Below are 23,949 nucleotides of genomic sequence, written 5' to 3'. Positions count from 1 at the left end.
CTATCAATGGGCGGCATCTGTAAGGCTGAGGCAGCCTTACGCAGACACAGCGAATCGCCGGCGCGATCGCGGCAACCTGAACGCACATGGTCATGACCAAATGCACTCATCTCGGCATGACAGTGCACCTATAAGTAGAGCTGACGGAGGTTGCGACCGGCTGTGGTCAGCTCACTTCTCGGAGACAGCCTTGTGTCGTAGCCATCAGTTAGTGCAGCTTAAGGACCCGTCGAGGACCGACTCAGTGTTGGTGCCCCAAATCTTTGACAGCACCCAGGTCTCACCGTCGTCGTGCAGCGGCGCTTCGACGAACCATCGCCCGAGCCGCTTGATCGACCCGGGGTAGGTGCTGGTGAGGGCATCCGCGAGTTTGATGTCCGCCACCGCGGCCGCTCGTCCGACATGGCGGCGGGGTCGATCTCGCGTGTGTTCGCGCCCTGAGCGGGTAGACGGGCACCATGCGCATCGGAAACTCGCAAGTCAGGTTCCTCGGCGGCCCCGCCGGCTGCCTCGGCATGATCGTAGTGTCGATCTTGCTGTCGGTCGGATTGACCGTACTGCTCAACCTTCTCCTACGGTGACGCCGTCCGCGAGCATGCCCGGCCGGCACCCGACCGCCTCACTGTCTTGAACGTTTGCAGGCGGCAGATCCGGACATGATCGGAGGCCGGTGAGGCGTTGATCGGTCATCACTTGTTGATAGGCGCTGCAGCGTCTGGAGGACCGTTGAACGACAGGCCTTCGTCACGATCACCCGGATCCGATGAGGCGGCCAGGGGGACGGCAACCAGGTAGAGGAAGGTGGGCGGCTCCGCCCCGGCACTCTTCCGGATCGCAACGACCTCCGGCGACTCGAAGAACGCACGCGCCTCGGCGATCGTCGTCCACCGCGCGAGGTGCACGACCAAGTGAGGGTCGTCGTCGGCGTGCAGCACCTCGAAGTCGAGCTCACCGCCCGCGGCGCGAAGGTCGGCGGCCGCGTCGAAGGCTGCGCGCCAGCGGTCGACGTCAGCAACGCGATGGATGACCACGACACGGGTCATGCAACGTCCTTCCCCCGATGTCGGATGCCCTACGGATTCGGCCCAGGATCGGTAAATCTCACCCTGACCAGCTGAACGAGGCCCAGCCGAACGCTACCGCACGTCATCGCAATGCCCAGCCCCGCGCACGGCCAGCGGCAGGCCAGTGCGCAGAAAGCCGGACTCTGTCTGTGCTCGGCGTGCCAGCACCCGTCCGGAAGCTACCTGTTCGGCCAACGCGGCTGGATGGATGGGGCAGACGTCCAACGCGACAATCAGACATCATTCCTGTACGTCTGCACTCCCGTCCCGAACTGACCGCGCCACCACCGAACCCGCGGAGCCGACCATGGACACGCCCGAACGCCCTACCCGCGCGGGTGGCCTACGGGTAGCACTCCAGCGCCTCGTGCTCGGCGCGTTCATCTGCACCGCCGGGGTGATCGTGTTGCTCGTCGGCCAGGCAGTCCTCAGCGCCACCGGACTGTCCGCCGACCCGCACGGTTACGCAATCTTCGCCGGAATCCTGTTCGCGGCGGTCCTGACACCGGTCGCGCTCGCACTATGGCTGCTTTACCAATCAATGCGACGACGCCGCAATCGCATTCAACGACGATAGGGTCGATCGTCGGCCATCCCAAAATGCAGGCTCTGGCAGGCCGACCGTTGTGTGAAGCCGACCCGCGGCAGAGGCGACGGTTCGGACCTTGATTAGAGTGCGATCGTGACCGACGCATCCGTGCACCTCGCCGCCCAGCCTCGCCTCGACACGCTCGTGACGGAGTTCCACTCCGACGCTCAGCGACTGCGTACCGATTTCGCTGGAACGGCCTGGATCGGCGACATCCCCGATCCGGCGTCCGGAATGATGGGAGCGAGCTACCAGCGGCGCTCTGTCGACTCGCAGCTTTTTCTGCCTGACACCCACTGGTACACCGCCGAAGAGCTCGACGACGCCGAGGTTCAGGTTGCCGTCGGCCTGCTCCAGGTGCCTGGCACTACGCAGGGCACACAAGGGCTCGTCGGCGCGATCGCGGATCCGGGGGTGGACTTCTTCGAGCATCCCGAGCAGGACGACCGGGTGGGCATCTGTCTCACGCTGCGGGGCCAGATCTGGTCCAACGTCGGGCTGTCGTACCGCATCACCGTGCTGTGCCGGCCGGAGTCGCTGATCCGCTCATCGACGACTGTCACGCCTGCGTGAAAGGGCTGGTCGCACCATGGCGCGACGACCAACGGATTCGCCCCGGCAGGCGAATGTAACGGGATTTCATGACTATCGCTGGTGATGCGAGCCGGGTGGTGGCGAGCGAGAGCGTCACGGGCCGAACGGCAGGCCGGTGGCCTGGGATGCGGTGGCCCCGGGCGCGTCAGCGAAGAAGTCGTCCTCCTTGGAGGTTCGTTGCCGTTGCAGGCGTACTGCGGCTTCCCTGCTCTGGTCGGTGGTCAGGGCGTAGACGCGGCCGGTGCGGTCGGCCTGCTGGGTGGCGTCTGGAGGGATGTCGATCACGAGGGTCTGCGTGGCGCCGGTGAGCTTCTCGCGGGGGTAGTAGTCGGTGTTGCCATCGCGCCAGTCGATCTCGACGAAGAACCAGTAGTCCCGTCCGGCGGCCAGGCCGGTGGGTGGTGTCACGGCGACTTCGACGGTGCGTGCGTCGAGGGGCTGGGCGGTGAGTTGGAAGGCGCCGTTGCGCTGTTTCGGCTTCGTGGCCGGGGACGGGCCCGGTGCTGCGGTGGAGGGCGAGGCACTCGGCGTCGCTGAGCGGCTCTGGACCGGAGACGCTGGTGCCGCCGCTACGTCGTCGGGCTGCCAGCGTTCCTGGACATCGCCGATGTAGGCCAGCAAGCCGATCACGGCGCTGACGATCGCGATGAATCCGGCAAACTTCGGCAGGCCCAGGAAGCGAAGCCGGTCGGATCCGCTCGGGGACGGGGTGGTGGAAATAGGGAACACCTCACATCAAGTGACAACGCCGTTCCTCAATGCTCTGTGGTCCCTCACCCGGCGCCCATAGGAGGTGCGGCCAGACAGCACGGCTCTGCGGTCGAGTTTGGATGGACAATCCGGCAATTCGGTGTGACGGCCACCAGCGGGTGACGTCCTGACCCGGACGGGACAACAGTTCATACTTTTCCCATGATCCGGTTCCACTTCGAACTGACGCCGCTCGACGGCTCCCTTCGCAGTAAGCCGTACTGGTTCGTGCTGACCGACGGCACCTATGGGATCCGGGTGGGGGATCAGGAGGTGCTGGAGCCGGTCGCCGACTACTACGTGGCGCGGCTGTGGGAGGACCTGGCGCTCTTCACCACGATCGTCCTGGAGCCGGTGCCCGAGGACCTGGTGCCGTTTGCCGCCAGTGAGCCGGAGGACTGGGCCGTCGATCCGGGCGAACTTCCGCTGGACGGGTCGGCGATGAACGCCGTTGTCTGGCACAGCGAGCACTATCTGGACCTCGGTTATCTGCGGCGGCCGCCACTATTTCGCATCTGGCGGGCCGGGGACCTCGTCACGGCCCGGTGGCAAAAGCCCGACGGCCTGGCACAGAGCGCCACCATGCCCGCCGCGGCGCTTCTCGACGCTGTGCGACAGCTGAACGCCGAGCTGATGAAGGCCATGGACGAGCGGGTCACGGAGCTGGAACGCACCGAGTCCGACACCGATTGGCTGCGCAAGGAACACCGTGACCGGACGACCTGGCTGGCCCAGCGGTTGCGTGACGAGCCCCGGACCGACTGGGACGACATCCGCGCCGGCGTCCGCTGGCTAATCTGAACCGATGCATGCGGTTTACCCGGGGACCTTCGACCCGTTCACCGCCGGGCACGCGGATGTGGTGGACCGGGTGCGGCGCCTGTTCGACCGCGTCACCGTGCTGGTGGCGGTCAACGGCGAGAAGCAGCTGGCGGCAACGCTGCAGCAGCGGTCGGAAGCACTTCGCCGCCTGCTCCCGGAGGACTGGAACAACGTGACCGTGACGGCGTGGGCGGGGCTGACGGCCGCCTTCTGTCACGAGCACCAAGCAGGCGTGATCGTCCGCGGCATCCGCAACCACGACGACCTGCGGCACGAGTCTGAGCTGGCCGCGATGAACGAGCACCTGGGCATCCCGACGTTGCTCGTCCCGGCCCGCCCGGAGCTGGCCACGGTGTCCTCCACGGCTGACCGGAGCCGCCGGTGATCACCGATCCCACACTCGTCCGTATCGGCGAGGCTGTGGCGCTGCACCACCATCAAAAGCGCGGGAGTTCAGCCTGATCTGGGCCGAGATCGGCGGCGAGCAGGGCGACCCCCTGCACATCTGCGTCCTCGCTCACGCGATCGCCGACGTCCAGGACGACGTGCACCAGGAACTGCTGTGGGATCAGCGGGCTCTGGCCGCAGCCGACGTGCTCACCGACGAGCGGAACGCGGAGGCCGGCGTGGCGCTGCCGGTCGCCGGCCTGTATCCGTCCCTGCACCTCAACCTCGCGGACTGCTACCGAAAGGTCGGCGACCTCGAGCACGCCCGCGAACACCTGCAGCACGCCAGAGCCGGGATCGGCGCGCTCGGCGACGACGAGTACGGACAGCTGATCCGCGACGGCCTGGACCGGCTCGCCGAGCAAGTAGATCCTTAGATGGTGTCGGGCAGGACATCCACGCGCCGCCCGCCGGCGATCTCGTGGGTCACGTCCTCCAGCCAGACCTGCAGCAGCAGCGCAACCCAGGTGCGATACGGCTGCCAACCCAAAGCGATCTTCTGCAGCGTCGCCAGATCCGGGTCGTCGCCGAGGTGGTAGACGGCCGCCATGGCCCGATGCAGGCGCTTCTCGGTCACAGGGAAGCCGTCAGGGTGCCCGGCTCCGCGCAGCAGGATCAACTCAGCGGCAAACGGCCCGACGCCGGGCAACTTCTGCAGCTGCACCAACGCCTCCTCGGGCGGCATGCTGCGCAGGTCGGCCGCGTCGAGCTGCCCGTCGGCCGCAGCCCGCCCGAGCGCCTGCAACTGCGTCACCTTGCGCTCGGTGAGCCCCGGAAATCCGTCCAGCGCCGCGAGCCGCTCAGGGGAGGGGAACGACGGCAGCTGCCGGTCACCGAAGTCGATGCTGTCGCCCAGCTGCTGCGCGAGCCGGGTACGGATGCCGGCCGCCTGGGTCATCCGGATGCGCTGCCCGATGATCGACCAGGCCGCTGCCTCGTACGGGCTGTGGAACTGCACCGGGCGCAGGCCAGGAAACCGGGCTTGCAATGCAGCCACGACCGGATCCCGAGAGCCGATCGCGGCGAAGCCGGAGCCGTCCACGTCGAGCGCCAGGATGCGCTCGACCTGCCCGCGGATCCGCGAGACCGGCACGCCACCGGGGTTGGCCACCACGTCGACGCCGAGATCAGCGTTAACGCGCACGCCGACCGGCGTCCAGCTCCCGTCGGCCGGGAACGCGAGGTCGAGCCGGGCGTCCTCACCGCCGCCCTGACCAGCCGGGAACTCCTCAGAAAACCGGGCCGAGGCCGCCAACGAGAACGGCCCACGCGCCCGCAGAGTGAAGGTCATCGCTTGTCGTGGATCGTCACGGCGTACCCATCAGGGTCGGAGAAGGTGAACGTGCGGCCGAACGGGCTGTCGAAGGGCGGGGTCACGATCGGCACGCCGGCGCTCTGGAGCGTGTCGTGCAGGGCCTGGGCGTCCGGGGAGTGCAGCCAGAGGGCGACGCCGAGGCCGGGCCGGCCTGCGTCGAGGTCGACGCCGGGCAGCGGGTTGCGCACGGCGAAGGCGATGGGCTCGGTCGCGAAGACGATCGCGCCGGGCGGGCTCTGCGGGATGCGGCGCAGGCCGAGGTGTTGCTCGTAGAAGCCGGCGGCGCGTTCGAGGTCGCGCACCTGCAGGGCGAGGAAGTCCGGTCCGGTGACGGTCATGCTGCTCCTTCGATATGTCAAAGTCCTGACACGCAAAGCGTATGTCAAACTACTGACATGACGCAACCGGAAACCCTCGGACCCGTCGAAAGTGCGGTGGGATACGTGCTCAAACAGGCCGCCGTGGCCCTGCGCGGCGCGATGGACGCTGTGCTGCGGCCGATGCAGCTGACCGTGCCGCAGTACTCGTGCATGGAACTGCTCGCCCAGCGCCCCGGCCTGTCCAACGCCGAGCTCGCGCGCGGCACGTTCGTCACCCGCCAGTCGATGAACGTCGTCCTGCAGGGCCTCGAGGAACGCGGCCTGGTCACCCGCCCGGCCAAAGCCGTCAAAGGCCGCGAGCTCCCGGCGGCTCTGACCGAGGCCGGCCGCAGTCTCCTGTACGCCGCCAGCGCCGCAATCCGTTCGGTTAACGAGCAGATGTGCGCCGGCCTGACCTCCGCTCAGGAGAAGGCGCTGCTGGAGACGCTGACGATGCTCATCCGCAATCTTGATCCCGCGTCCACAGGCCCAGACCTCGCTCAATGAGCTGGGCTCGGTGGGCGGGTCGCCGGACCGCCGTCATCCAGGCCGTCCGTCGGCGCCGTAGTGGGCTAGGAACTGCCTTCTTCGTGGCGTAGCCGGGCGAAGGCCTGCTCGGCGTCGGCGATCGCCTCGGGTCTGACCTCGTGTGCGGTCCGCCCGTCGGCGATCTTCTGCCAGTTGGTCCGGGCGAGTACACGTTGAACGGCGATCACCTGCGCGGCCTGCAGTCGCCCTGTGATGCCGTGGCCGAGGGCTGCGGCCAGGGCGTCCTCGTCGTCGAGCAGGTACTGGGTGAGCCGCCCGGTCAAGCTCGCGGTGGCGAACACCAGCTGGTGGAACGCGACCACCTCGGGATGATCGTTGAGGCCGGTGACCGGCTCGAAACGATCGAGACCGGCCCGGAAATGGCTGTGCAGGGCTGCCATCGGGGAGACGTCAGGGTGCCGGCCGCTCACCACACGTGCGGCCTCGCCCTGGTGGTCGGCAAAGCGGTGCAGGACCAGGTCTTCCTTGGTCGGGAAGTAGCGGAACAGCGTCGGTTTTGATACTTCGGCCGCTGCGGCGACATCGGACACCGACACCTGGTCGAATCCACGCGCCAAAAACAGGGAGATCGCCGCGTCCGCGATCGCATCCCGTGTTCGTAGCTTCTTGCGCGCGCGCAGTCCGGCAGACTCGATCACTGGAACACAGTATCATTCGTTACCGAGTTGCTTTTTTAACTCGGTAACGTTTCACTGGGGCCCATGAAAAATTCCCTGGACGACGGCCGACTTGCTGAGAGATCCGTAGCTGCATCCCCGGTGCTCGTCACCGGGGCGACCGGCCGGATCGGCCGCGCCGTGGTCGACCAGCTGACTGAGGCAGGGGTGCCGGTCCGCGCCCTCGTCCGCCGGTCCGAGTCGGCGGCGACACTGCCCGCCGGCGTCGACGTGGTCACCGGCGATCTCACCGTGCCCGAGTCGCTCGACGCCGCACTGATCGGTGTCAGCACGGTGTTCCTCGTCTGGACCGCGCCGCCCCCGACCGCAGCTGCCGTGATCGATCGGCTGGCCGCCGAGGCGCAGCGCGTCGTCTACCTGTCGGCCCCGCACCGGACCCCGCACCCCTTCTTCCAGCAGCCGAACCCGATGGCAGCCCTGCACGCCGAGATCGAGCGGCTCATCGCGGCCACAGGACTCGAGTCGACCATCATCCGGCCGGGGATGTTCGCATCGAACGCCTTGTTCTGGTGGGCCGCCTCCATCCGTGACGACGGCCTCGTCCGATGGCCCTACGGCGCAGCAGAGACGGCTCCCGTCGACGACCGGGACGTCGCCGCGGTCATCGCGCGAACCCTGTACGAGGACGGGCACGCCGGCGGTGACTACGTCCTGACCGGACCCGAGTCACTCAGCCAGGCCGAGCAGGTGGCAATCATCAGTGCTGTTCTCGGTCGGCCGGTCACTTTCGAGGAAGTGTCACCGGACGATTTCCGGCGCCAGGCTCCGGAAGCCTTGCACTCGGCAGCGAACATGCTGCTGGCCGCATGGCAAGCGACGATGGGGCAGCCCGCATATGTCACCTCCGCGGTGTCCGACCAGCTTGGGAGACCGGCGCGGACCTTTCGCCAGTGGGTCACGGACCACGCCACCGCATTCTCCGCGCCACCCCAACCAGCAAGTTGACCAGCAAGGTGTACCGGCAACTACGCCCTGCTGGAAACGCGATCTCGATCCCGCGTCCACAGTCCCAGATCCCGTTCGACGAGCCGGGCTCGATGGGCCAGCAGCCGCTGCCGCCAGAACGGCACGCTCGACGGCAGCGCGGCGAAAACCTCGGGCGCCAGCCGTACGTGGCTGGTGACCTCCGCGCCGTCGACCATCCGCAGCAGCAACCGGCAGAGCAGTTCCGCGCTCTGGGCGTCGTACGGCGACGGGTCCGGAAAGACGTAGTGCTCGACCCCGGGATCAACCAGGCCGGCCAGCTGTGGGGAGTGCGCGGCGAGGGTGGTGTTGTCGTAGACCTTGAGCACCCGCTGTTCTCGCGGAGTCCCCACCGGCCACCGCGCCAGGAACCGCATCCGCTGTTGCAGGGTGAACGGCGGAAGCACCACGTACGGGGTCGGCAGCGGCGGCGGGGGAGTCCAGTCAAGATCCAGCTTCGCCACGTGCGCCAGGATCCAGGCTTGGCCCTGCGGCCCGGCGGTGTTCCAGGTCCAGCTCATCGGCCGCTCCCGCATCGCGACCTCCCGCCGGCTCGGCGGTCTGGTACGCGAGCGATCCGGGCGGCGGCCTTCGCCGAGCGGCAGGTTGTGGCACAGGTCGGACAGAAACCGGATGTGGGTCAGCGCCTCCGCCGGCGTGGTCTTGGCTGGTGTCCGGGTGGGCCCGCCCGCGGCCGAGCGGATTTCGATGAACGCCAGATAGGCGAGATGCCTGGCCAGCACCCGGTCAACGCTCTGCATACCCTGCGACGCTAACCCCCGCGCGCGACCCGATCAGGTCCTGCGCCAGACCGCCATCATCTCGGCCAGGCGGCATCTGCGAGACCGGGCGGGCGGTTTGTCGCTTGGCGAGGGCCAATCCGCCGCAGGTAGAGCGGCGTCGGCGGCACCCATCGCAGGCTTGTCGTCGCGGTTGGCCCAGTGATCGAAGACCATGCCATCGCGCATCCGGCGGCCCCTGAATCCGGCAGTCGGGTGGCTTTGCTCTGGACTCACGGTTCACCGCGTCGGGATGGATGACCTCGCTCAAACTCGGCCAGGTCGCCGAACGCGCCTGCGACATCGTCCGGGCCCGGATCGCGCCCGAGCTGCACGACTTGTTGATCACCACGATCGGCACGAGCATTGGCTCGCCCGGGCCCTCAACAACGCCCTGGCCGAGTGACCTGTAAGCAACGGCCGAGAAGACGACTGACGCTTGCCCGGGTCGTATCGCGTGATCAACCCCGCCCGGGCCCGTGGGCGTCGAGACTCTGCCAGGGAAACGGGACGAGGTCGGGCGGGACCCAGCCCTGCTTGGCCTGAACGCTGGCCAGCGTCGCCGATCGGTAGAAGCGAAGGAGCAGGCGCTTGTCGAGGAGGGCGGGATGCTGGTCGGCGAACCCGGCGAAGTCCTCTTGCCGGGTTTCGGAGGCGTGGTGTCCGATGAGTTCAACCCATGCGCGGCTGACCGTTGCGTGGTATTTCTGCGGCGCGCCGGCGTATCGGGCGGTGCGCTGGATCCCGTCGCTGATGAGATCGATCGCTTCGGAAACTCCGTAGTGCCGCACGGCCAGCCACGTCAGGTGGACATGTTCCCGGTGACCGAACTGTTCGGCAGTGGTCATCACCTGGGCCATCAGTGCTTCGAAGGCCGGTGAGTCCGGCGTTGTCATGAGGACATTCCCGCCAGAGCTTCCAGCGCCTGTCGCAAGACAGCCATCTCACCGACCGGCAGGCCGCCCAGCGCGCGGCGCTCTGTACGGGTGATGGATTCGCGGACTGCGGTGGCGGCTTTGCGGCCATCCGAGGTGAGCTCGACAACGACAACCCGGCGGTCTCCCGGACGACTGCCCCGGGTGATGTGTCCGCGTCGTTCGAGGCGGTCCAGCACGCTGGTGAGTGTCGTGGGGCGTACACCCACGGCCTTGCCGAGTTCGGAGATGGTGAGGCCTCGGGCGTCGGCAAGGTTGGCCAAGGCGTTGATCTCGGAGGCGGTGAGATCGAGATCGACGAGTTCGGCCGCAAGAACCTGCAGGGTGGCATGGGTAGCCCGTTGTAGAGCAAGCAGGGCGGACCAGTCAGAAGGCGCGGCTTCAGATATCACGATTTCGGACTATACGATTTCGTCGTATCTTCCTCAAGTGCTTCGGGCATCCGGGAGTAGCAGGATGCGGCCGGTGTGAGAGCGGGTCTCGATGAGTTCGTGGGCGGTCGCGGCCTGAGTGAGTGGGAGGCCGGCGTGCACGGTGGTGCGCAGCCGGCCGGCTGCGAACAGGTCGGCGATCTCGTCCATCTCGTGGCGTGCCTGGTCCGGGCTCGCGTGGCGCCAGGCGGTGAGGTTGAACCCGGTGACGGATCGCAGCGCGAAGAGTTTGACGACCGGGATCTGCTCCAGTTCTCCGGTCGCGGCGCCGTAGACCACGGCGCGGCCGAAGGGCGCAAGCAGGTCGAGACTGGACTGCAGGATCGTTCCACCGACCGCGTCGAGCACGATGTCGACACCACCGGGGGCGGCTGCGCGGACCTGGTCGGGCCAGTCAGGTTGTGCGTAGTCGATGGCGACGTCAGCGCCGACGGCCCGGACGAAGTCGAGCTTGCTTGATGATCGGGCCGTGCCGATGACGGTTCCGGCGCCGAGGAACTTGGCGAATTGCACGGCGAGGTGTCCGATGCCGCCGGCGGCGGCGTGGATCAGGACGGTGTCGCCGGGGTTCAGCTGCGCGGCGCGAAGGATCCGCAGGGCGACGGGGGCGCTCATGGCCAGCATGCTGGCGTCACCGGCATCGAGGTGGTCAGGGACGGCGGCGAGCCATAGTGCTTCGGCGACGACGTAGTCCGCGTACGCGTCCTCGGCGAGCGCGGCGACCCGCCGGCCCACAAGCTGCGGTTCGACGCCGGGTCCCACTCGGGTGACCGTGCCGACCACGTCACCGGTCGGGCGGCCGGGCAGAGGGCGATGGAAGATGCTGCCGCTGCCGGGTCCACTGCGAAACCGGGTGTCGACGAAGTTGACGCCGATCGCCTCGGCTCGCAGCAGTACCTGTCCCGCCTGGGGGACCGGCTGATCGACATCTTCGGCGGTCAGTACCTCCGGCCCGCCGTACTCGTAGTACCGGACGCGTCGCATGGCCACCCCTCGCCTAAACTGGACCGGCAGTCAACTTCGGTCCGGGACGTTACTGGACCGACGGTCCAGTTGTCGAGGTGTGCCATGACCGAGCCCGAACGACTCCGCGCCGACGCGGTCCGTAACCGCGCGGCCATCCTGCGCGCCACCGAGGAGTTGCTGACCCGGCATCACCCGCAACAGATCTCGATGGAACAGGTGGCCACGGCCGCCGGCGTCGGCAAGGGCACGGTGTTCCATCGGTTCGGCAGCCGGCACGGGCTCATGCGCGCACTCATGCAGGAACGCGCGCAGGACCTGGAGATCGCGATCACCACCGGCCCGCCGCCGCTGGGTCAGGGCGCCCCGCCGCGCGCACGACTCCTGGCCTTCCTCACCGCTGTGGTCGAGTTGGTCGCCCGCAACAAGGGCCTGCTCGCCGCCCTCGGCCCCGCCGCGCCCGTCACCGCCGCGTCGGAGCAGGAACCGCGTGAGGAGCATCCGGTTTACCGGTCCTGGCACGACCACATCAGCCAACTGGCCCATCAGCAACGGCCGGACCTCGACGCTGACATGCTCGCCCACATCCTCCTCGCCACCCTGCACAGCGAACTGATCCTGAACGCACTGGAGCGTGGCGACGGAAACCGCCTCGACCGGACATTGCGCGACCTGGTGACCGCCCTGATGCCCGAGTAGCCCTCGCAATCCGCTCATGCCGCGATCCGCGCTCGTCGGTCGCGGTGAGCGCTGCTAGTAGCGATCAGTGCCGCAGTGACTCGGTAGCTCTTGACGGCGGCGCAGGCTCATCGGTGAGCTTTCTGATCGAGGGAGGCGTGGCCATCCGCCGCCGGTACTGCCATACCGCCGGCGCTGAGTCTCACCGCCGCCCAGACGCAGAGGGCGAGCGCGGCGAGCAGGTAGGCGTTGCCGATGATGTGCTCGATCGGACCCCAGCGATACTCGCGGCTCTGACCCCATGGTGGCCACACAAACGGGCGGGCCACGAACACCGCGGTCCACACGATGCTCGCCCACCAGTTGTACGACCACAGTGCCAGCCCGATGGGCGCGGCCCATACCCAGTGGTGGGACCAGGAGACCGGTGAAGCGAAAAGCATGGCCAACGCTGCGAAGCCGGCGCCGAGTACCCGGTCGCCACGGCGCCACCAGAGGGCGCCGACGACCACGATCGCCAGTGCGAGCGGTCCGGCGACCGCGAGCCACAGCAGAGTCGGCGCTGGGACGTCGAGCAGCCGGGTGAGCGCGCCGAACACCGACTGGTTGTGGGCCAGTTCCGGGGGACCGACCCGGCCCGCCTCGATGAGATTGTCGGTCCAGTACGCCTTTGCCGAGCCCGGGATGACCGCGAACCCGATCGCAATGGTGGCGAAAAAGGCCAGAAGCGCTCGACCGGCCGCTGCACGACGATGGATCAGCACCAGCAGGACGACGAACACGAGCGGGGTCAGTTTCACCCCGGCTGCGATGCCTACGAGCACGCCCGACCAGCGCCGATCCGGGTGGACCAGATCGATGAGCACTGCCAGCATCAGCAAGAGGTTGATCTGGCCGAAGGTGAGGTTCTGCCACACCGGTTCCAGGGCAAGCGCACCCACGGTTAGCAGCGCGACCAGCCGGTGCGGAACGGGACGGCCGAGCGCATGCCCTGCTACCAGGATGGTCCCGGCCATCGCGCCGACCGACGCCGCCGTCCACCAGGCCGTGGCGAGCCAGAACGGAACCGGCTCCAGCGCCACCAGCGCTACCGCCGCGAAGGGCGGATAGGTGAAGGCCAGACCGGTTGCCGGGTCACGGGAGCCGTAGAGCGGCAGACCGTCAAGAATCAACCGGCCGCCGTACCGGTAGACGGAAAGGTCTACGAACTCCCCATGGACACTCAGCTTGGCGGGTATTTCGGCCCAGGCCGTCGCACCTGCCAGGACGGCGGCGGCGCCGATCACGGCCAGGATCGGACCGAGCCCTCGCATCGCGCGTGGCTGCCTCACCGGATGCACGGCCTGCGACATCTAACCTGCAGCGGCTCCTTCGCGACCGCTGTCCGAAGGCAAATCATGATCGAACCTTTCAGGCGGTGACAATCCCCCCAAGCACCGCCCACTGAGCTGGAGGTTTCCACCCTCCCGTGACCGTTCCGCGCTGTGCCGGGGCGCGCCGATGGGGCCGGGGCTGCGGCGTACCCGGAATGGCGTCCACGAATCGTCCTCGTCCGGTCGAGCTCGTGTCCGTCGGTCGGGAGATGCCGGCGCGGAAGGTGCGTTCCTTCGCTTCAGGCGCGCCTCGTCCTCGCCGCCCAGATCAAAGCCCCCGCAGCAATGAGGAGCGCCGACTCGGCGACTCGAGGGCTCAGCGGTTTGCGTTACACGGATCGCACGGCGTCGATGAAAGCCTGTCCACGCGTCGAGGGCGGACCGTCTTTCGTGGGAAACAGCAGCATGCGAAGGTCGGTGGTGAGTTCGAATTGGACCCCGGCGCCGTCGGCGTCCTTGTTGACGAAGTTGTCGATCGAGGTCCCGGCGATGTCAGCCGGCGCAGGCTGTTGAACGCTGAAGCCAGCCGATCGCAGAGCCGCCCCCAGGTCGGCGCCCGTCGCGGTGTCACGCCCACCGATGTAGGCGATCTCACCTGGCTTCGACGCGCCGTGGATCGACAGGGCGTGGGGCCGCTGACGGATCAGGATCAAGCACTCTTCGGTGTCCCAGTTCTCGCTGGTCACATGCAGTCGCGGAAAGTTCTGCCCCGCAGGCAGCTTGCCCTTGAACTGACACTGCGTGTGGTCCGCACCCGCGACCGCGCTCGCAATTTCGCTGGTACGCAATTCGATCGCGCCACCGTGCGGAGCAACGACGATCAGCGGTGAGTCGGTGACCGTCCACGTGAGGTCAAAAGCGACGCCGGCCTGTTCGACCTTGCGCAGCGCCGTCATCGACGGATATTCCGCGACCTTGCCGGACGTGGCGGCCGCCGAAAGACCCGGCGTCTGCTCGACCGGTGTGACGCCGCATCCGGTCAGGATCCCGAGCGTGATGGTCATCCCGGCCAAGACCCATCCTGCATTTCTCACGCGGTTTTCCCCGTTCCGGTGGTCGATCGATCCAGTGCTGCCGATACGTTTCGGGATCCTACGCAGTCCCGTCCACCGAGAACCGTCCGCTGCCGTCGGTGGGCGGGCGAGCCGTTGGCCCGTTCCGCAGCACGCCGGTAGGCCCATAGGTGCGATCAATGTGCCAGAGCAGCTTCTGCATCGCAGGCAAACAGCGCGGGTGTCACCCACCGGATGCCGGTTACGCGCCGAGGTCGCTGACCCAGCACGAGTGCGCCGTCAACGGGGGCACTCGTAGTCCGGTCGAAGGCCGACAACGGCAACCGCTGGCCGACTGGTGCGCTCTCATGCCGAGTTGAGCGCATTCACATGAAAGGCCGCGGCAAACCACGACGCCGCGGAGGTTGCATGGGGATGGGTTGTAGTAAGAGATACTTGCAATGCGACGAGTTCAGCCGAGAGGATTTACGTGAATGAGTTTCGTTTTGCGATCGACGGCGTCGGCGACCCGGGTTCGTCTTTGCTGAACTGGCTACGGCAGGAAGAGTTGATCAAGGGCTGCGTCAGTCGACACATACCGCCGATCCAGCCGGGCGAACTCGGTGCGTTCTCTGAACTGGCCGTCGCGATTCCGACCATCGCTGGTGCCGCAGCAGTCGTCGCCCGATCGATTGCCCTATGGATGGCACAGAATCGATCGGATGTGACGCTCACTGTCAAGGCGGAGGATGGAACTGATCTCGTCACCCTGGAAGCCAAGCGTGTTCGCGATCCGCAGCGCCTTATCCAGGCGGTGCTGGAAACCGCACGTCCGATCGAAGGAAGCCCAGATGAAGCGATCGAGGAGTAAGGGTGCGACTTCCCGATCCTGAAAGCTCCCGTGCCGTCCTGATCGGCGTGAGCCGCTACGATTCGGACGGCTTTCCGGATGTGCCCGCGGTAAAAAACAACGTGTCCGCTCTCGCGGATATTCTGATGAACCCCTCACTGTGCGGCCTGCCGCGAGCCAATTGCATCAGCGTTCCGGATCCGAGCAGTCCCGCATTGCTCTACAAAACCCTCTTGGACGCCGCGACATCCGCTCTGGACACTCTCATATTCTACTTCTCCGGGCATGGTGCGACCGGGGGAAACTATAACGAACTCTAACTCGCGCTCAAAAACTCCGAAAAGGATGTGATCGAGGCCAGCGGTTTCTCCTATAACCTGATTCGCCAGGTCTTGGCCGAGTCGCCCGCCAAGAACAAAGTGGTTATCCTCGACTGCTGTTTCAGTGGCCGTGCCATCGCTGATCTGGGCGGGCTCGATGAGGCCATCATCGCGCAGGTGGGCATTCAGGGTTCTTACATTCTGACCTCGGCACCACCGAACCATTCTGCGCTCGCTCCGCTCGGTGCGACCTACACGTCCTTCAGCGGCCATCTACTCAATTTGCTGCAGGAGGGCGTACCGGGTGGACCCGAGCTCCTTTCGTTCGCCACCATTTACCCGCGTGTCCGGCAACATCTCGCGGAGGTCAATTTCCCCCTACCACAGCAGCGGGGCACCGGTACGGTCGAGCATCTCGCGCTTACCCGGAACAGGGCATACCTCGGTGCGGTTCCCGACGTAACCTATCCACTCAGTCGAGCACAGCCTGGCGCGGACGCGATCCTGCGACTGGAGTTGGACCTACCTGAAACGGTTTACGGAGTCGACGCACCAGTCACCGTCGACACGGCGGTATTGTGCCCGACGTGCGAAGGTGCTTTACACGCCCCGGGATCGACGCTTCAGGCATGCGGGACCTGCCGGAATACAGGGCTGGTCAACGGCAACCAGTGTCTCGAATGCAGAGGATTCGGCAACACCATTTTCCAGCCTTGCGCGAACTGCGACGGCGACGGCCGCATACGGCTCACTCGTGCCCTCACCGTAGACATCCCGGCCGGCGTCGAGGACGGGATGCGTATCCGCCTGGCGCGTCAGGGCGAAGTCGGTCCCGGCGGTGGCACTGCCGGCGATCTTTATATCGAGATAGCCGAGTTGCCGCATGACGTCTTCAGCAGGGACAACAACGACTTGCATTGTCAACTCAGCGTCGACGTGACCGACGCCATTCTGGGCTGCGTCGTATCGCTGCACACGCTGGACAAGCAGAAATTGTCAATTCGCATTCCAGCAGGCAGCCAGCCGGCCACCAGATTGCGCCTCAGGGGATACGGCGTGCCGCACCTCAGAGCGGATGGTGCCGGTGACCTGTACGTACGCTTGAACGTCGTGATTCCCGCAAATCTGTCCCCGGAACAGCAACGCATGATTCGACAATTTGCCGACAACCGCGGTACTACTCCCTGATCGAGCTGAATTCGCCATACTCATTTTGCCGCGAGGCGAGCACCGCAGCTGTCTGTGCTGTCCTCGGCCGGCGGGCGCCGCAACGATGCTAGTGTTCGACTACCCAACCCCATTCGGAATATCGATCAGCTCCCGGTATGCGCGAAGGACAGCGTCCATCTCGTCGGCCAACGCCGTGCTCGGCTCTGGTTCAAGCCGCGAGGTCAAGGTTTCTTGATCCAGTTCGGCCAGCATCTGCTCTGCGTGTTGAGTCGCCCGGCGAAGTGCCTCCTCGTTGACAAACATTTCGCCCACCTCGGCCGTTTTTTCCAGCGCAGCGATTCTCCGGGAGATCTCCGCGTCGACTTGTGAATACGCACGATTGATCCGATCAATCTGGGCTGTTAACGACCGCACGGCAGGATTACTCGCCGGCAATCCGCCGTTTGGCAGAGTCTGGAGATCGTCCCTGGTTCGGCGTAGTCGCTCCCGACGTTCGAGAAGACCCGCGAGATCAAAAGTCGCGCGCGCCACGGCATGTTCCGCGGACACGACGTCGATCATCACGTCGAGTTCTGACCAAGTGGCCGAGATGCGTCCGACCACCTCGACGACTTCTGACATCGTCTTCCGCTCCTGGCTGGCTACGAGCAGCCGATGCTCCTCTGGTTGTACCTCGAAGTTGGGCGCGAAAACGGTGCCAGGTTGGCGCCCGGGACGAACAAAAACTGAGACGACTATCAGCACCGCGCCCAGGGCGGCGAACATCGGCCACCACTCGCCTCCAAGGCAGTTGACCATGCTAGCCACCAGCAAACCGAGCACCCCGAACCCGCGAACCTCACGGGCCGTCCATCGATGTGAACTCAACTGAATCGAAGAAGTGATGGCCAGCGGACCCTTCCGCTGGACCTCCGTTCGGCCGGCAGAAGGTTTCAGCGGCCGGGACGAGACGACGACAACAGTGTCATCCTCGGCCAAAAACAGCAGAGGCGGCCTAACAGAACCCACGCTTAGTGCTCCCCTCTGGGGATAAAGATTCGCATGTCTAACCGACGCAACTGCGGGACCGTAATGGCCTAAAGGGTGCACGTCCAGCCATCGGGGCTGACGCCCCTCATTTGCCGCCGAGAAGGCGCGCCTGACGGCGCAATGCCCGAAGGTTCAGAGCCGTTCGGCAGCATCGAGAGCCGTTGTGCGAACGAGTGCGGTCGCGCCAATAACCTCCACCCCGAGCAGTCGTCCGGCAGCATCGAAGTCGAGGATGATGTCGCCTCTTCCCGGACGCTCAACGACGACGTTCTCGACGGCAGTCCCCTCGGCGATGTCCTCGATCTCGAGGTAAGCAGCATTAGCTTCGTCGTCGTACGTAAGTCGCATGCGGCATTTGACCACGTTCCAGGGTTGCCAGGCCGTGCTTGACGCACTGATCTGCCGCGCTCCGGGCGGACCAGGAACGGCGCACCACCACGCAGCGTACGGGCTGACCGACTGGCGCTGGGTTCTGCATCCCGCCGATCCCGGCGTGAGCGGCTTGGTGACTACATCCCCTATTCGTTGGCGTCCGTTCCGGAACGTTCGGAGAGGTCAGCAAGCCGAGCGGGTGACAACCATCACCGTCCGGCACCTACGCCTCGCCCTCCCGGGCTGGAGGACGGATCATGAACACATCTGCAATTCCACCCTGGTTCACGCAGTCACGGGCGAGGTCATGGACCTGCCAGTAGAAGTCAAGGTCGGGGCCGGCGGCGTTCGCAGCGGTCTCCACAGGTGCGTATCGGTGAAGAGGGACCGACCCTGCGTCATACACGTGGCCCATGTGATCCCTGGTCACCAGCAGGAGCGGCTGCCCACCGGTCCATTCGACTTGGACACGCACGTCGTACTCGTCGTTATCGGTCGCTTCCGCGGTGGTTCGGATAAGCGCCATGAGGTCGGCAATTGCGCATTCGATGGCAGCGGATTCGATCTGCCAGCCGTCGAGGTACTGGTCGTGGCTCAGGGGACGCCCGCCAACCGCGGAAGCCACCGTGACCGAGCCGTCATGGTGAATGCTCACCCACGCCTCCTTCCATAACGAATGGTCGCCTATCGGTAGGCTCAAGGCGACCCATCGGCGTAGCCCCGGTCGAGGGTTTAACCGGTCCACGGATTCCAGAGGATGATTGCCACCGCGCCCCGCGTAGTGCAACGCCAGGGGCTCGGCTTCCGACAAGATCAATCGGGCGGCATCGCGGGTCATGCGTTCACGGAAGCGAGGGATCCGGGGGTGAGCGACAGCGATCAACCAGGCTCGCTTGCTGGCGTCGCGGCCGGCGGAGGCATCGCTCGACAATGCGTCCAATGCCTCCGTCGCATGGCGGCGTTCCTCGAACCTAGAGCGGTACATGGCCTCGATCTGCCGCTCTTTCATCCACACGGTGTCCGAGTCGTTGCGTACGGGTGCACCGAAGTAGTCGTTTCTGTAGATCAGATGCGGTCCGGCGACGCTCGCGGGAACCTCCACTACGACGGTGCGCTTCTCGCCTCCGAGGCGATGCACGTTCAGCCCAAACACGGGCGGGGAGATTGCGGTGATCGCGGCGCTGCGCAGTGAGCGCTCGTAGGTCTCGTCGAAGTCGCCCACGTCAACGCGCTCGGTAGCCGCCCGCTGAGCCTCGCGAACGCCGTAAACGATAACGCCGCCACCGCTGTTCGCCATCGCCGCCACGTCCTTCGGAAAGTCCGTCTGCGGCAACCCCTTGGCCGGCGGCAGCTCCGACTTCCAATCCAGGTCGCTTGTTTCAGCTACGCCCGCCGTTATCGCTGCGTCGAGGAGTTCGTCGGTCAGTGGTCCTGGTCCGACACCGAGAGCGCGGTGGATTGCCGTGAAACTCATGCGCCAAGCCTAGTGCAGCCCCGTATTCACCCACACCGTCGACGACGGCGACGGGTGAGGCGCAGTGCTCAAATCGGCCAATGATGACATGTCGACTCAGGCACAACCGCGCCAAGGAATCGTCAGAACTGCCGAAGGGATTCAAGGCCGGCTTGACTTATTATTCCGCAACCGGGTCGCCAGGAGCAAGGGTTCAGAGTTACCGGCTCTTCCGGTCTCGCGCTTTCTCGGGACCGTGCTGGGCCAGGCGCTTGCTTCCGCGAGCATCAACTAGGATGTCGCTATGAGTCGCATCTCGCCTCGCCCGGTCTGCGTCGTAATCGACTGCAATACTTGGACCTCGCAATATTGGCTTGGTAGCCCGGTTGGGCAAACGTTTATCGCAGCGGTTAGGCAATATCCGCAGCTCTGGCTGGCAATCCCTGAGGTGCTTGAAACCGAGCTAAATAAACACCGATCGCGGACCGCGTCCGAGTTTTTAAGTAAGCTGATCAAGGCTACACGCGATGTAAATACAGTGATGGGCGAGCGAGGCGCTAGGATCGTAACTATCGATGAGGCCGAGATTGAGGTAGGAATTCGCAACCGGATCGCGCCCATTCTCGACAAGATCAAGTACCCCGAGATTACGCTGGGCGAGGTTAGGCGCGCACTCGTGATGGTCAACGCCGAGGTCCCACCTAACGGACCAAAGGGCCAGCAGATGAAAGACAGCCTGCTTTGGGAGGCGTGCGTTTCGCTGGCGGACGAACACCACGTCTACTTTGTTTCTGCTGACAGCGACTTCTACTCAGGCAAGGACCCTAAGAGCCCCCTTGCCCCCAACCTTGCCGAATCCGCGGCCGTATCAGAGGGCCGTCTTAGGGTTTTCAGGTCACTCAATGAGGCCCTTCGCGAGATTGCGCCGGATTTTGCGGTCGACTCGACCGTTGAGCTTCAGGGTGTAGATATTGACGGACCGGCTACAGGACTTGCAGAGGAGGCACTGAGTCGAAGCAGCGTAGCCGCCACGATCGAAGGCGTACGCGATCTGAGAGGAGTGCACAAGGATTATCTGAAGACCGGGAACCGATCGTCCTTTGCCGTCTCTTTCACCGTATTCTACGACTTTCGCCAACACTCCGGTGACGCGAATATCCAAGATGAGGTCGCCGTCTCCGGCGAGTGCATGCTCGATATGCAAAACGGAACGGTAGATAGCCTGACGCTGAAAACGGTGAATTGGAAGCGGCGAGACCCTAGCGGGAAGCGCACCTGGGTTGAAGAGGATCTCGCGGGCCTTGAGTCAAATTCTGGTGACGCTTAGAGCGATTCGTGACGATAGCCGATGGGCAGCGGAAAACTATAGAACCGACGCGATCCGTGACTTCACTCTTCTGCCGCATTACGCGCGCGTGCCCTCTGCACCGCCGCCGGCGACCGCAACGCTCACGCGGCAGCGGTGGTCGGGTCAGCCGACGTTCCTATTTGGGGTTCCAAGTTTGAAAAACTCGACGGACCTCTTGCGGCCACTCTCGACTCCCGTTGGTCCAACCAGCACCCGGCTCGCCCGTCTCCTTATTGACCACGAGGGCAGCGAGCGAGCAGTCCTAGCCTCTGGTTCGGCAATCCTCCGATAAGTCGTCGAGTACGCGTCGAAGGTGGTTCCGCAGGCTGACGCCCTCCATGTCCAGAGCCATTCTAAGTTCACCGTAGGTAAGGAGGGTCCGCCGAGTCGCAGCGATGATCAAGGCCGCACGTGCTTGTGAGACCCATAGGTCCCGCTTTTCCGAAGGCATTAAGCGACGATGTCGCACCGCATGCTTGAGCGCATCCTCAATGAGGCCAAGCTGGGCGACCGATCGTCCGAGGTGTTTACTGTCATGCCGCAGACAGCGCGCGTCGGCTGAAAAGTGGAGGTCTTGGGCGAGCGAGTAGCTGATCTCTCGTCGGGTCGACTAACACCATAAGTGCCCTAGTGGCGATAGACCGCGCCGCCGTACACCATCTCGCCCACGAAAGGGGTCCCGTCCGCCGAAACCCAGACTGCCCGGCGCTTCGTCCATAGGATCTGACGGTCAGCCGGCATTGCCAGGAGTCGAGGATGCATACCCCCAAACCCCATCACGAGTTCTTCAAGGTTTCTCGGCTCGTGCCCGAGGACCAGAACCTCGCGACCGTCGACACCCAGACAAAGGTGCGGGACGCGCTGACACTGATGGCCGGGTCCGGCTTCGACCAGGTCCCGGTCACACACGGCTCACGAGTTGTTGGCGTGTTCAGTCATCGGTCCTTGTGCGCAGGGTTGAACGCCGTCCGTCGCACCGACGACCCGCAGGACCATCTCGTCGTCGACTTCCTGGAGGATCTGTCATTCGTCCGGACGGGCACCGACTTCGGCGACGTGCTGCGAGCCATGGAGAAGACCGACGTTGCACTCCTCGGAGACGAGGAGAACCTCTCGCTGTCATCACCAGCGGCGACATTGCGCGGTTTCTCTGGAACGCCTCACGACCGTTCATCCTCCTGCAGGACGTCGAGCTGGCCCTTAGAGCCCTGATGCGCCGAGCCTGCCCTGACCAAGCGGTGCTCGCACAATGCATCGCGGCGGTCATGCCGGGTCGAGACACGACCAAGACCAAAGACCGGCTCGAAGATCTCACGCTGTACGAGCAGATCCAGGTCGCCACCCACCCTGAGTCGTACGGGAAGATTTTCACGAAGACGCTCGGCGGAAGCCGGCAGATCGCCTGCTCCGTGCTAGGCCAGCTCAGCGAGATCCGGAACAAGGTCTTCCACTTCCGCGACGAACTCACGTTGGAAGAACTCGACTCCGTCCTGGCAGCCCGGGTCTGGCTCCACCGGAAGATGGCGATCGCCTCATGAGAGAAGCGAGTATCGAGACGCTGCGCGACGAACTTGCGGTGGCCGCAGACACCGCAGTTCAGAGGCCGGTCCTCATCCAGTCGCCGGGTCGGCAGACCATCCGAGCTGCGCTCGCACCGTGGGTCAGGGAAGCGGCCCGCCAGAGGCAGGTGACGATCATCGCGTCGGCGAATGAGAGCCTGATGCGGTGGGTCGACTGGTTGTCGGACTACGAAGACGTCAGCCTCCACAAGCTGAACGCCGCCACCGCGCTCGAATCACTTGACGAACACCTGGACTCAGCCCGAGTCACCCTCGCGACCTTCGCCGCCCTCCGGCGGCAGGCGGTCAAGGAAGGCCTGGCCGCGAGTCATCGCGATGTGGTCATCGTCGACACTCTCCCTCTGCCCGGCGGCCAGGCGTACCAGCTGGTCGCTGAGCTCACGGCAGGAGCCCGGTACGCTGTCGCGATCAGCGACTCTCAGGCGCCCGAGTCGTTGCCCGGCGCGGAGACGATCGTCGTGCCGGCTCAAAAGCTCTATCCAGGGCACCGGCACGATGTTGTAGTCAAGCCGATCAATGTGCTGCAAAGCACTGCCGAGAGGCAGATCTTGGCCGAGGCCGCGCCGCTGCTCGCCGGTGATGCCGACGTCAGCCGATCGGCTGCACACGCGAAACTGTTGGTGGCGGCTGCGCAGATCACTGATGGTGACTTCGGCCGTACCGATGCCATCTGGGGACTGATTGACCGGATTGAGGCTCTGACCGCCGACGAGCGACTTTCCGCCTTCACCGACCTGGTTGCACAGTATGCCGATCGCGGCCCGGTCGTCGTTCTTACCGGCCCGCTGCGCGCCGAGGCCGAATATGTGCGGAGTTATTTGGAGTCGGCCGGGATCGCGGTCGTCGCTCAAGGGCGGGCTGAACTCCGGTTGGGCCGGGTCACCGAAGAGATTCCCGACCATGTCAGGCCCGTCATCATCAGCTCCTGGCAGTCCATCGAGCCTGATGAGGTGTGGCTACGGGATTCGACGGTCATCTTCTGGTCACAGCCGGCTATCCGGCAGGCCCCTCTCATTTCGCTGCTGTCCGATATAGGCGCGGTCCGGGAAATCATTCATCTGGTGGACACGCCGGGCTGAGGCTAGAACTGCGCCGCTGGCTACGATTCGGGTTGACCGAGTCCGCTTGTGTGACCACCCTTGTACGCTAGGTGATGGCTCCGCATCGATCGCTGGCGATGCTCCATCTGCGGCTGGCGGAGGGCCGATGGATCTCACGCGGTTCGTCACCACCGGCGCTCAGTCGGTACCGCTAAACCGATAGCTTCCCGTCTACGCGGGGACGAGGTGTGGTTGTGGGAGCAGCACCACACTGTCATGCCGCAGACAAGGCTCGTTCCACCTTCGGCGTTCGAACCGGGCTCCCTGGGGTGTAATACCGCACAGCTCAGGCGTCGGTCCTGCCAAAGTGGGCCTTGCCGAACTTGCCCGCCAAGAATCGGTCGCGCCTGGAAAATCGTGACGGCCGACTTGTCCTGATGAAAGGCCGGATGAACGAGATTGCCGGCTAGCATCCGATCGACGCACCGCATGCCCGGCCACGCCAAG

31 protein-coding genes are annotated in these 23,949 nt (G+C 65.3%); 15 read left to right on the top strand and 16 right to left on the bottom strand.

Features of this window, described 5'->3' with window-relative positions; genetic code table 11:
- Positions 1 to 204 precede the first annotated feature (204 nt).
- A complete protein-coding gene (locus AFR_RS29945; protein WP_041841246.1) occupies positions 205 to 384 on the bottom strand; it encodes a hypothetical protein in 180 nt (59 codons plus the stop codon).
- Positions 385 to 689: 305 nt separating this feature from the next.
- Positions 690 to 1,043 carry an antibiotic biosynthesis monooxygenase gene (locus AFR_RS29940; protein ID WP_023560561.1) on the bottom strand — a complete coding sequence of 118 codons (354 nt, stop codon included), beginning with the start codon at positions 1,041 to 1,043 and terminating at the stop codon, positions 690 to 692.
- Between the two features lie 328 nt (positions 1,044 to 1,371).
- Between AFR_RS29940 and AFR_RS45440 the strand changes: the two genes are divergently transcribed.
- Complete coding sequence (locus tag AFR_RS45440; protein WP_084298194.1) at positions 1,372 to 1,641, top strand: hypothetical protein; 270 nt, start codon at positions 1,372 to 1,374, stop codon at positions 1,639 to 1,641.
- 105 nt (positions 1,642 to 1,746) lie between these two features.
- Positions 1,747 to 2,226: a hypothetical protein gene (locus tag AFR_RS29935; protein WP_023560559.1), complete on the top strand. Its 480-nt coding sequence runs from the start codon at positions 1,747 to 1,749 to the stop codon at positions 2,224 to 2,226.
- 114 nt (positions 2,227 to 2,340) lie between these two features.
- On the opposite strand, the gene AFR_RS29930 is transcribed toward AFR_RS29935, so the two are convergent.
- The gene (locus AFR_RS29930; RefSeq protein ID WP_148308106.1) at positions 2,341 to 2,877 is read right to left on the bottom strand and encodes a hypothetical protein; all 537 of its coding nucleotides are present in this window, start codon (positions 2,875 to 2,877) and stop codon (positions 2,341 to 2,343) included.
- A gap of 282 nt (positions 2,878 to 3,159) precedes the next feature.
- On the opposite strand from AFR_RS29930, the gene AFR_RS29925 reads away from it, so the two are divergent.
- Positions 3,160 to 3,798: a DUF5984 family protein gene (locus tag AFR_RS29925; RefSeq protein ID WP_023560557.1), complete on the top strand. Its 639-nt coding sequence runs from the start codon at positions 3,160 to 3,162 to the stop codon at positions 3,796 to 3,798.
- A 4-nt stretch (positions 3,799 to 3,802) separates the two neighbouring features.
- The gene (gene coaD / locus AFR_RS29920) at positions 3,803 to 4,204 is read left to right on the top strand and encodes a pantetheine-phosphate adenylyltransferase (protein ID WP_023560556.1); all 402 of its coding nucleotides are present in this window, start codon (positions 3,803 to 3,805) and stop codon (positions 4,202 to 4,204) included.
- A gap of 52 nt (positions 4,205 to 4,256) precedes the next feature.
- Here coaD and AFR_RS46895 read toward each other — a convergent pair whose 3' ends face one another.
- Genes AFR_RS46895 through AFR_RS29905 form a run of 3 tightly spaced genes read right to left on the bottom strand, consistent with a single transcriptional unit; the run spans position 4,257 to position 5,919 of the window.
- Positions 4,257 to 4,631, bottom strand: coding sequence for a hypothetical protein (locus AFR_RS46895; protein WP_158510583.1), 375 nt, complete (start codon positions 4,629 to 4,631; stop codon positions 4,257 to 4,259).
- An 8-nt stretch (positions 4,632 to 4,639) separates the two neighbouring features.
- Positions 4,640 to 5,557, bottom strand: coding sequence for a DNA-3-methyladenine glycosylase family protein (locus tag AFR_RS29910; RefSeq protein ID WP_023560554.1), 918 nt, complete (start codon positions 5,555 to 5,557; stop codon positions 4,640 to 4,642).
- Positions 5,554 to 5,919: a VOC family protein gene (locus tag AFR_RS29905; RefSeq protein WP_023560553.1), complete on the bottom strand. Its 366-nt coding sequence runs from the start codon at positions 5,917 to 5,919 to the stop codon at positions 5,554 to 5,556. Before AFR_RS29905 ends, AFR_RS29910 begins: the two co-directional genes overlap by 4 nt.
- 57 nt (positions 5,920 to 5,976) lie before the next feature.
- Between AFR_RS29905 and AFR_RS29900 the strand changes: the two genes are divergently transcribed.
- On the top strand, positions 5,977 to 6,447 hold the full coding sequence (locus AFR_RS29900; protein WP_023560552.1) for a MarR family winged helix-turn-helix transcriptional regulator: 471 nt from the start codon (positions 5,977 to 5,979) through the stop codon (positions 6,445 to 6,447).
- A 65-nt stretch (positions 6,448 to 6,512) separates the two neighbouring features.
- On the opposite strand, the gene AFR_RS29895 is transcribed toward AFR_RS29900, so the two are convergent.
- Complete coding sequence (locus tag AFR_RS29895; RefSeq protein WP_023560551.1) at positions 6,513 to 7,127, bottom strand: TetR family transcriptional regulator; 615 nt, start codon at positions 7,125 to 7,127, stop codon at positions 6,513 to 6,515.
- A 63-nt stretch (positions 7,128 to 7,190) separates the two neighbouring features.
- On the opposite strand from AFR_RS29895, the gene AFR_RS29890 reads away from it, so the two are divergent.
- Positions 7,191 to 8,111, top strand: coding sequence for an NmrA family NAD(P)-binding protein (locus tag AFR_RS29890; protein ID WP_052359508.1), 921 nt, complete (start codon positions 7,191 to 7,193; stop codon positions 8,109 to 8,111).
- 20 nt (positions 8,112 to 8,131) lie between these two features.
- Here the strand turns inward: AFR_RS29890 and AFR_RS29885 are convergent, their stop codons facing one another.
- Positions 8,132 to 8,890, bottom strand: a complete 759-nt coding sequence (locus AFR_RS29885; RefSeq protein ID WP_023560549.1) for a hypothetical protein — start codon at positions 8,888 to 8,890, stop codon at positions 8,132 to 8,134.
- Positions 8,891 to 9,165: 275 nt separating this feature from the next.
- Between AFR_RS29885 and AFR_RS46890 the strand changes: the two genes are divergently transcribed.
- Positions 9,166 to 9,321 (top strand): hypothetical protein, encoded by a 156-nt coding sequence (locus tag AFR_RS46890; protein WP_158510582.1) that lies wholly within the window; start codon positions 9,166 to 9,168, stop codon positions 9,319 to 9,321.
- A gap of 48 nt (positions 9,322 to 9,369) precedes the next feature.
- Here AFR_RS46890 and AFR_RS29880 read toward each other — a convergent pair whose 3' ends face one another.
- Genes AFR_RS29880 through AFR_RS29870 form a run of 3 tightly spaced genes read right to left on the bottom strand, consistent with a single transcriptional unit; the run spans position 9,370 to position 11,258 of the window.
- The gene (locus AFR_RS29880; RefSeq protein ID WP_023560548.1) at positions 9,370 to 9,804 is read right to left on the bottom strand and encodes a hypothetical protein; all 435 of its coding nucleotides are present in this window, start codon (positions 9,802 to 9,804) and stop codon (positions 9,370 to 9,372) included.
- Positions 9,801 to 10,235, bottom strand: a complete 435-nt coding sequence (locus AFR_RS45435) for a MarR family winged helix-turn-helix transcriptional regulator (protein ID WP_023560547.1) — start codon at positions 10,233 to 10,235, stop codon at positions 9,801 to 9,803. The genes AFR_RS29880 and AFR_RS45435 overlap by 4 nt, the downstream gene beginning before the upstream one ends.
- A 33-nt stretch (positions 10,236 to 10,268) precedes the next feature.
- A complete protein-coding gene (locus AFR_RS29870) occupies positions 10,269 to 11,258 on the bottom strand; it encodes a quinone oxidoreductase family protein (protein WP_023560546.1) in 990 nt (329 codons plus the stop codon).
- Between the two features lie 84 nt (positions 11,259 to 11,342).
- On the opposite strand from AFR_RS29870, the gene AFR_RS29865 reads away from it, so the two are divergent.
- Complete coding sequence (locus tag AFR_RS29865; RefSeq protein WP_023560545.1) at positions 11,343 to 11,936, top strand: TetR/AcrR family transcriptional regulator; 594 nt, start codon at positions 11,343 to 11,345, stop codon at positions 11,934 to 11,936.
- Positions 11,937 to 12,043: 107 nt separating this feature from the next.
- On the opposite strand, the gene AFR_RS29860 is transcribed toward AFR_RS29865, so the two are convergent.
- Complete coding sequence (locus AFR_RS29860) at positions 12,044 to 13,267, bottom strand: glycosyltransferase 87 family protein (protein WP_023560544.1); 1,224 nt, start codon at positions 13,265 to 13,267, stop codon at positions 12,044 to 12,046.
- 350 nt (positions 13,268 to 13,617) lie between these two features.
- Entirely contained in the window at positions 13,618 to 14,292 is a 675-nt protein-coding gene (locus tag AFR_RS44120) for a poly-gamma-glutamate hydrolase family protein (RefSeq protein ID WP_023560543.1), read from the bottom strand.
- A gap of 478 nt (positions 14,293 to 14,770) precedes the next feature.
- Here AFR_RS44120 and AFR_RS46330 point away from each other — a divergent pair, with 478 nt between their 5' ends.
- From AFR_RS46330 to AFR_RS45430, 3 genes are read left to right on the top strand one after another with little or no spacing between them, the layout of a single operon-like run.
- Positions 14,771 to 15,151: an effector-associated constant component EACC1 gene (locus AFR_RS46330; protein WP_148308105.1), complete on the top strand. Its 381-nt coding sequence runs from the start codon at positions 14,771 to 14,773 to the stop codon at positions 15,149 to 15,151.
- Positions 15,152 to 15,153: 2 nt separating this feature from the next.
- A complete protein-coding gene (locus AFR_RS46325) occupies positions 15,154 to 15,450 on the top strand; it encodes a caspase family protein (RefSeq protein ID WP_148308104.1) in 297 nt (98 codons plus the stop codon).
- Positions 15,451 to 15,477: 27 nt separating this feature from the next.
- Positions 15,478 to 16,638, top strand: a complete 1,161-nt coding sequence (locus AFR_RS45430; protein ID WP_238547152.1) for a DnaJ C-terminal domain-containing protein — start codon at positions 15,478 to 15,480, stop codon at positions 16,636 to 16,638.
- Between the two features lie 99 nt (positions 16,639 to 16,737).
- On the opposite strand, the gene AFR_RS29850 is transcribed toward AFR_RS45430, so the two are convergent.
- From AFR_RS29850 to AFR_RS29840, 3 genes are all read right to left on the bottom strand, one after another.
- Positions 16,738 to 17,385, bottom strand: coding sequence for a hypothetical protein (locus AFR_RS29850; protein ID WP_148308103.1), 648 nt, complete (start codon positions 17,383 to 17,385; stop codon positions 16,738 to 16,740).
- Positions 17,386 to 17,781: 396 nt separating this feature from the next.
- Positions 17,782 to 17,997, bottom strand: a complete 216-nt coding sequence (locus AFR_RS29845) for a DUF2283 domain-containing protein (RefSeq protein ID WP_023560540.1) — start codon at positions 17,995 to 17,997, stop codon at positions 17,782 to 17,784.
- Between the two features lie 247 nt (positions 17,998 to 18,244).
- Complete coding sequence (locus AFR_RS29840; RefSeq protein ID WP_041841243.1) at positions 18,245 to 19,495, bottom strand: AlbA family DNA-binding domain-containing protein; 1,251 nt, start codon at positions 19,493 to 19,495, stop codon at positions 18,245 to 18,247.
- A gap of 283 nt (positions 19,496 to 19,778) precedes the next feature.
- Here AFR_RS29840 and AFR_RS29835 point away from each other — a divergent pair, with 283 nt between their 5' ends.
- The 4 genes from AFR_RS29835 (at position 19,779) to AFR_RS29820 (ending at position 23,481) form a co-directional block, all read left to right on the top strand.
- Positions 19,779 to 20,801, top strand: coding sequence for a PIN domain-containing protein (locus AFR_RS29835; protein ID WP_148308102.1), 1,023 nt, complete (start codon positions 19,779 to 19,781; stop codon positions 20,799 to 20,801).
- A gap of 777 nt (positions 20,802 to 21,578) precedes the next feature.
- A complete protein-coding gene (locus tag AFR_RS29830; RefSeq protein ID WP_023560538.1) occupies positions 21,579 to 22,034 on the top strand; it encodes a CBS domain-containing protein in 456 nt (151 codons plus the stop codon).
- Positions 22,035 to 22,087: 53 nt separating this feature from the next.
- Positions 22,088 to 22,360: a hypothetical protein gene (locus tag AFR_RS29825; RefSeq protein ID WP_023560537.1), complete on the top strand. Its 273-nt coding sequence runs from the start codon at positions 22,088 to 22,090 to the stop codon at positions 22,358 to 22,360.
- The gene (locus AFR_RS29820) at positions 22,357 to 23,481 is read left to right on the top strand and encodes a hypothetical protein (protein ID WP_023560536.1); all 1,125 of its coding nucleotides are present in this window, start codon (positions 22,357 to 22,359) and stop codon (positions 23,479 to 23,481) included. Before AFR_RS29825 ends, AFR_RS29820 begins: the two co-directional genes overlap by 4 nt.
- Positions 23,482 to 23,949 lie beyond the last annotated feature (468 nt).

Origin of the sequence: Amorphoplanes friuliensis DSM 7358, assembly GCF_000494755.1 — a bacterium.
In the GTDB taxonomy this organism is placed as follows: domain Bacteria; phylum Actinomycetota; class Actinomycetes; order Mycobacteriales; family Micromonosporaceae; genus Actinoplanes; species Actinoplanes friuliensis.
Note: the sequence above shows the minus strand (reverse complement) of the source record. Positions and strands in the feature narration are given on the sequence as shown.

Excerpts from the sequence above, each read along its gene's own strand:
- AFR_RS29940 (WP_023560561.1), bottom strand. The coding sequence starts at position 1,043 with ATGACCCGTGTCGTGGTCATCCATCGCGTTGCTGACGTCGACCGCTGG.
- AFR_RS29860 (WP_023560544.1), bottom strand. The coding sequence starts at position 13,267 with ATGTCGCAGGCCGTGCATCCGGTGAGGCAGCCACGCGCGATGCGAGGG.
- AFR_RS29880 (WP_023560548.1), bottom strand. The coding sequence starts at position 9,804 with ATGACAACGCCGGACTCACCGGCCTTCGAAGCACTGATGGCCCAGGTG.
- AFR_RS29825 (WP_023560537.1), top strand. The coding sequence starts at position 22,088 with ATGCCGGGTCGAGACACGACCAAGACCAAAGACCGGCTCGAAGATCTC.
- AFR_RS46890 (WP_158510582.1), top strand. The coding sequence starts at position 9,166 with ATGACCTCGCTCAAACTCGGCCAGGTCGCCGAACGCGCCTGCGACATC.
- AFR_RS29845 (WP_023560540.1), bottom strand. The coding sequence starts at position 17,997 with ATGCGACTTACGTACGACGACGAAGCTAATGCTGCTTACCTCGAGATC.
- AFR_RS29850 (WP_148308103.1), bottom strand. The coding sequence starts at position 17,385 with ATGTTCGCCGCCCTGGGCGCGGTGCTGATAGTCGTCTCAGTTTTTGTT.
- AFR_RS29830 (WP_023560538.1), top strand. The coding sequence starts at position 21,579 with ATGCATACCCCCAAACCCCATCACGAGTTCTTCAAGGTTTCTCGGCTC.
- AFR_RS45440 (WP_084298194.1), top strand. The coding sequence starts at position 1,372 with ATGGACACGCCCGAACGCCCTACCCGCGCGGGTGGCCTACGGGTAGCA.
- AFR_RS29835 (WP_148308102.1), top strand. The coding sequence starts at position 19,779 with ATGAGTCGCATCTCGCCTCGCCCGGTCTGCGTCGTAATCGACTGCAAT.
- coaD (WP_023560556.1), top strand. The coding sequence starts at position 3,803 with ATGCATGCGGTTTACCCGGGGACCTTCGACCCGTTCACCGCCGGGCAC.
- AFR_RS29925 (WP_023560557.1), top strand. The coding sequence starts at position 3,160 with ATGATCCGGTTCCACTTCGAACTGACGCCGCTCGACGGCTCCCTTCGC.
- AFR_RS29885 (WP_023560549.1), bottom strand. The coding sequence starts at position 8,890 with ATGCAGAGCGTTGACCGGGTGCTGGCCAGGCATCTCGCCTATCTGGCG.
- AFR_RS29865 (WP_023560545.1), top strand. The coding sequence starts at position 11,343 with ATGACCGAGCCCGAACGACTCCGCGCCGACGCGGTCCGTAACCGCGCG.
- AFR_RS44120 (WP_023560543.1), bottom strand. The coding sequence starts at position 14,292 with ATGACCATCACGCTCGGGATCCTGACCGGATGCGGCGTCACACCGGTC.
- AFR_RS29820 (WP_023560536.1), top strand. The coding sequence starts at position 22,357 with ATGAGAGAAGCGAGTATCGAGACGCTGCGCGACGAACTTGCGGTGGCC.
- AFR_RS29905 (WP_023560553.1), bottom strand. The coding sequence starts at position 5,919 with ATGACCGTCACCGGACCGGACTTCCTCGCCCTGCAGGTGCGCGACCTC.
- AFR_RS29840 (WP_041841243.1), bottom strand. The coding sequence starts at position 19,495 with ATGAGTTTCACGGCAATCCACCGCGCTCTCGGTGTCGGACCAGGACCA.
- AFR_RS29870 (WP_023560546.1), bottom strand. The coding sequence starts at position 11,258 with ATGCGACGCGTCCGGTACTACGAGTACGGCGGGCCGGAGGTACTGACC.
- AFR_RS29910 (WP_023560554.1), bottom strand. The coding sequence starts at position 5,557 with ATGACCTTCACTCTGCGGGCGCGTGGGCCGTTCTCGTTGGCGGCCTCG.
- AFR_RS29900 (WP_023560552.1), top strand. The coding sequence starts at position 5,977 with ATGACGCAACCGGAAACCCTCGGACCCGTCGAAAGTGCGGTGGGATAC.
- AFR_RS29890 (WP_052359508.1), top strand. The coding sequence starts at position 7,191 with ATGAAAAATTCCCTGGACGACGGCCGACTTGCTGAGAGATCCGTAGCT.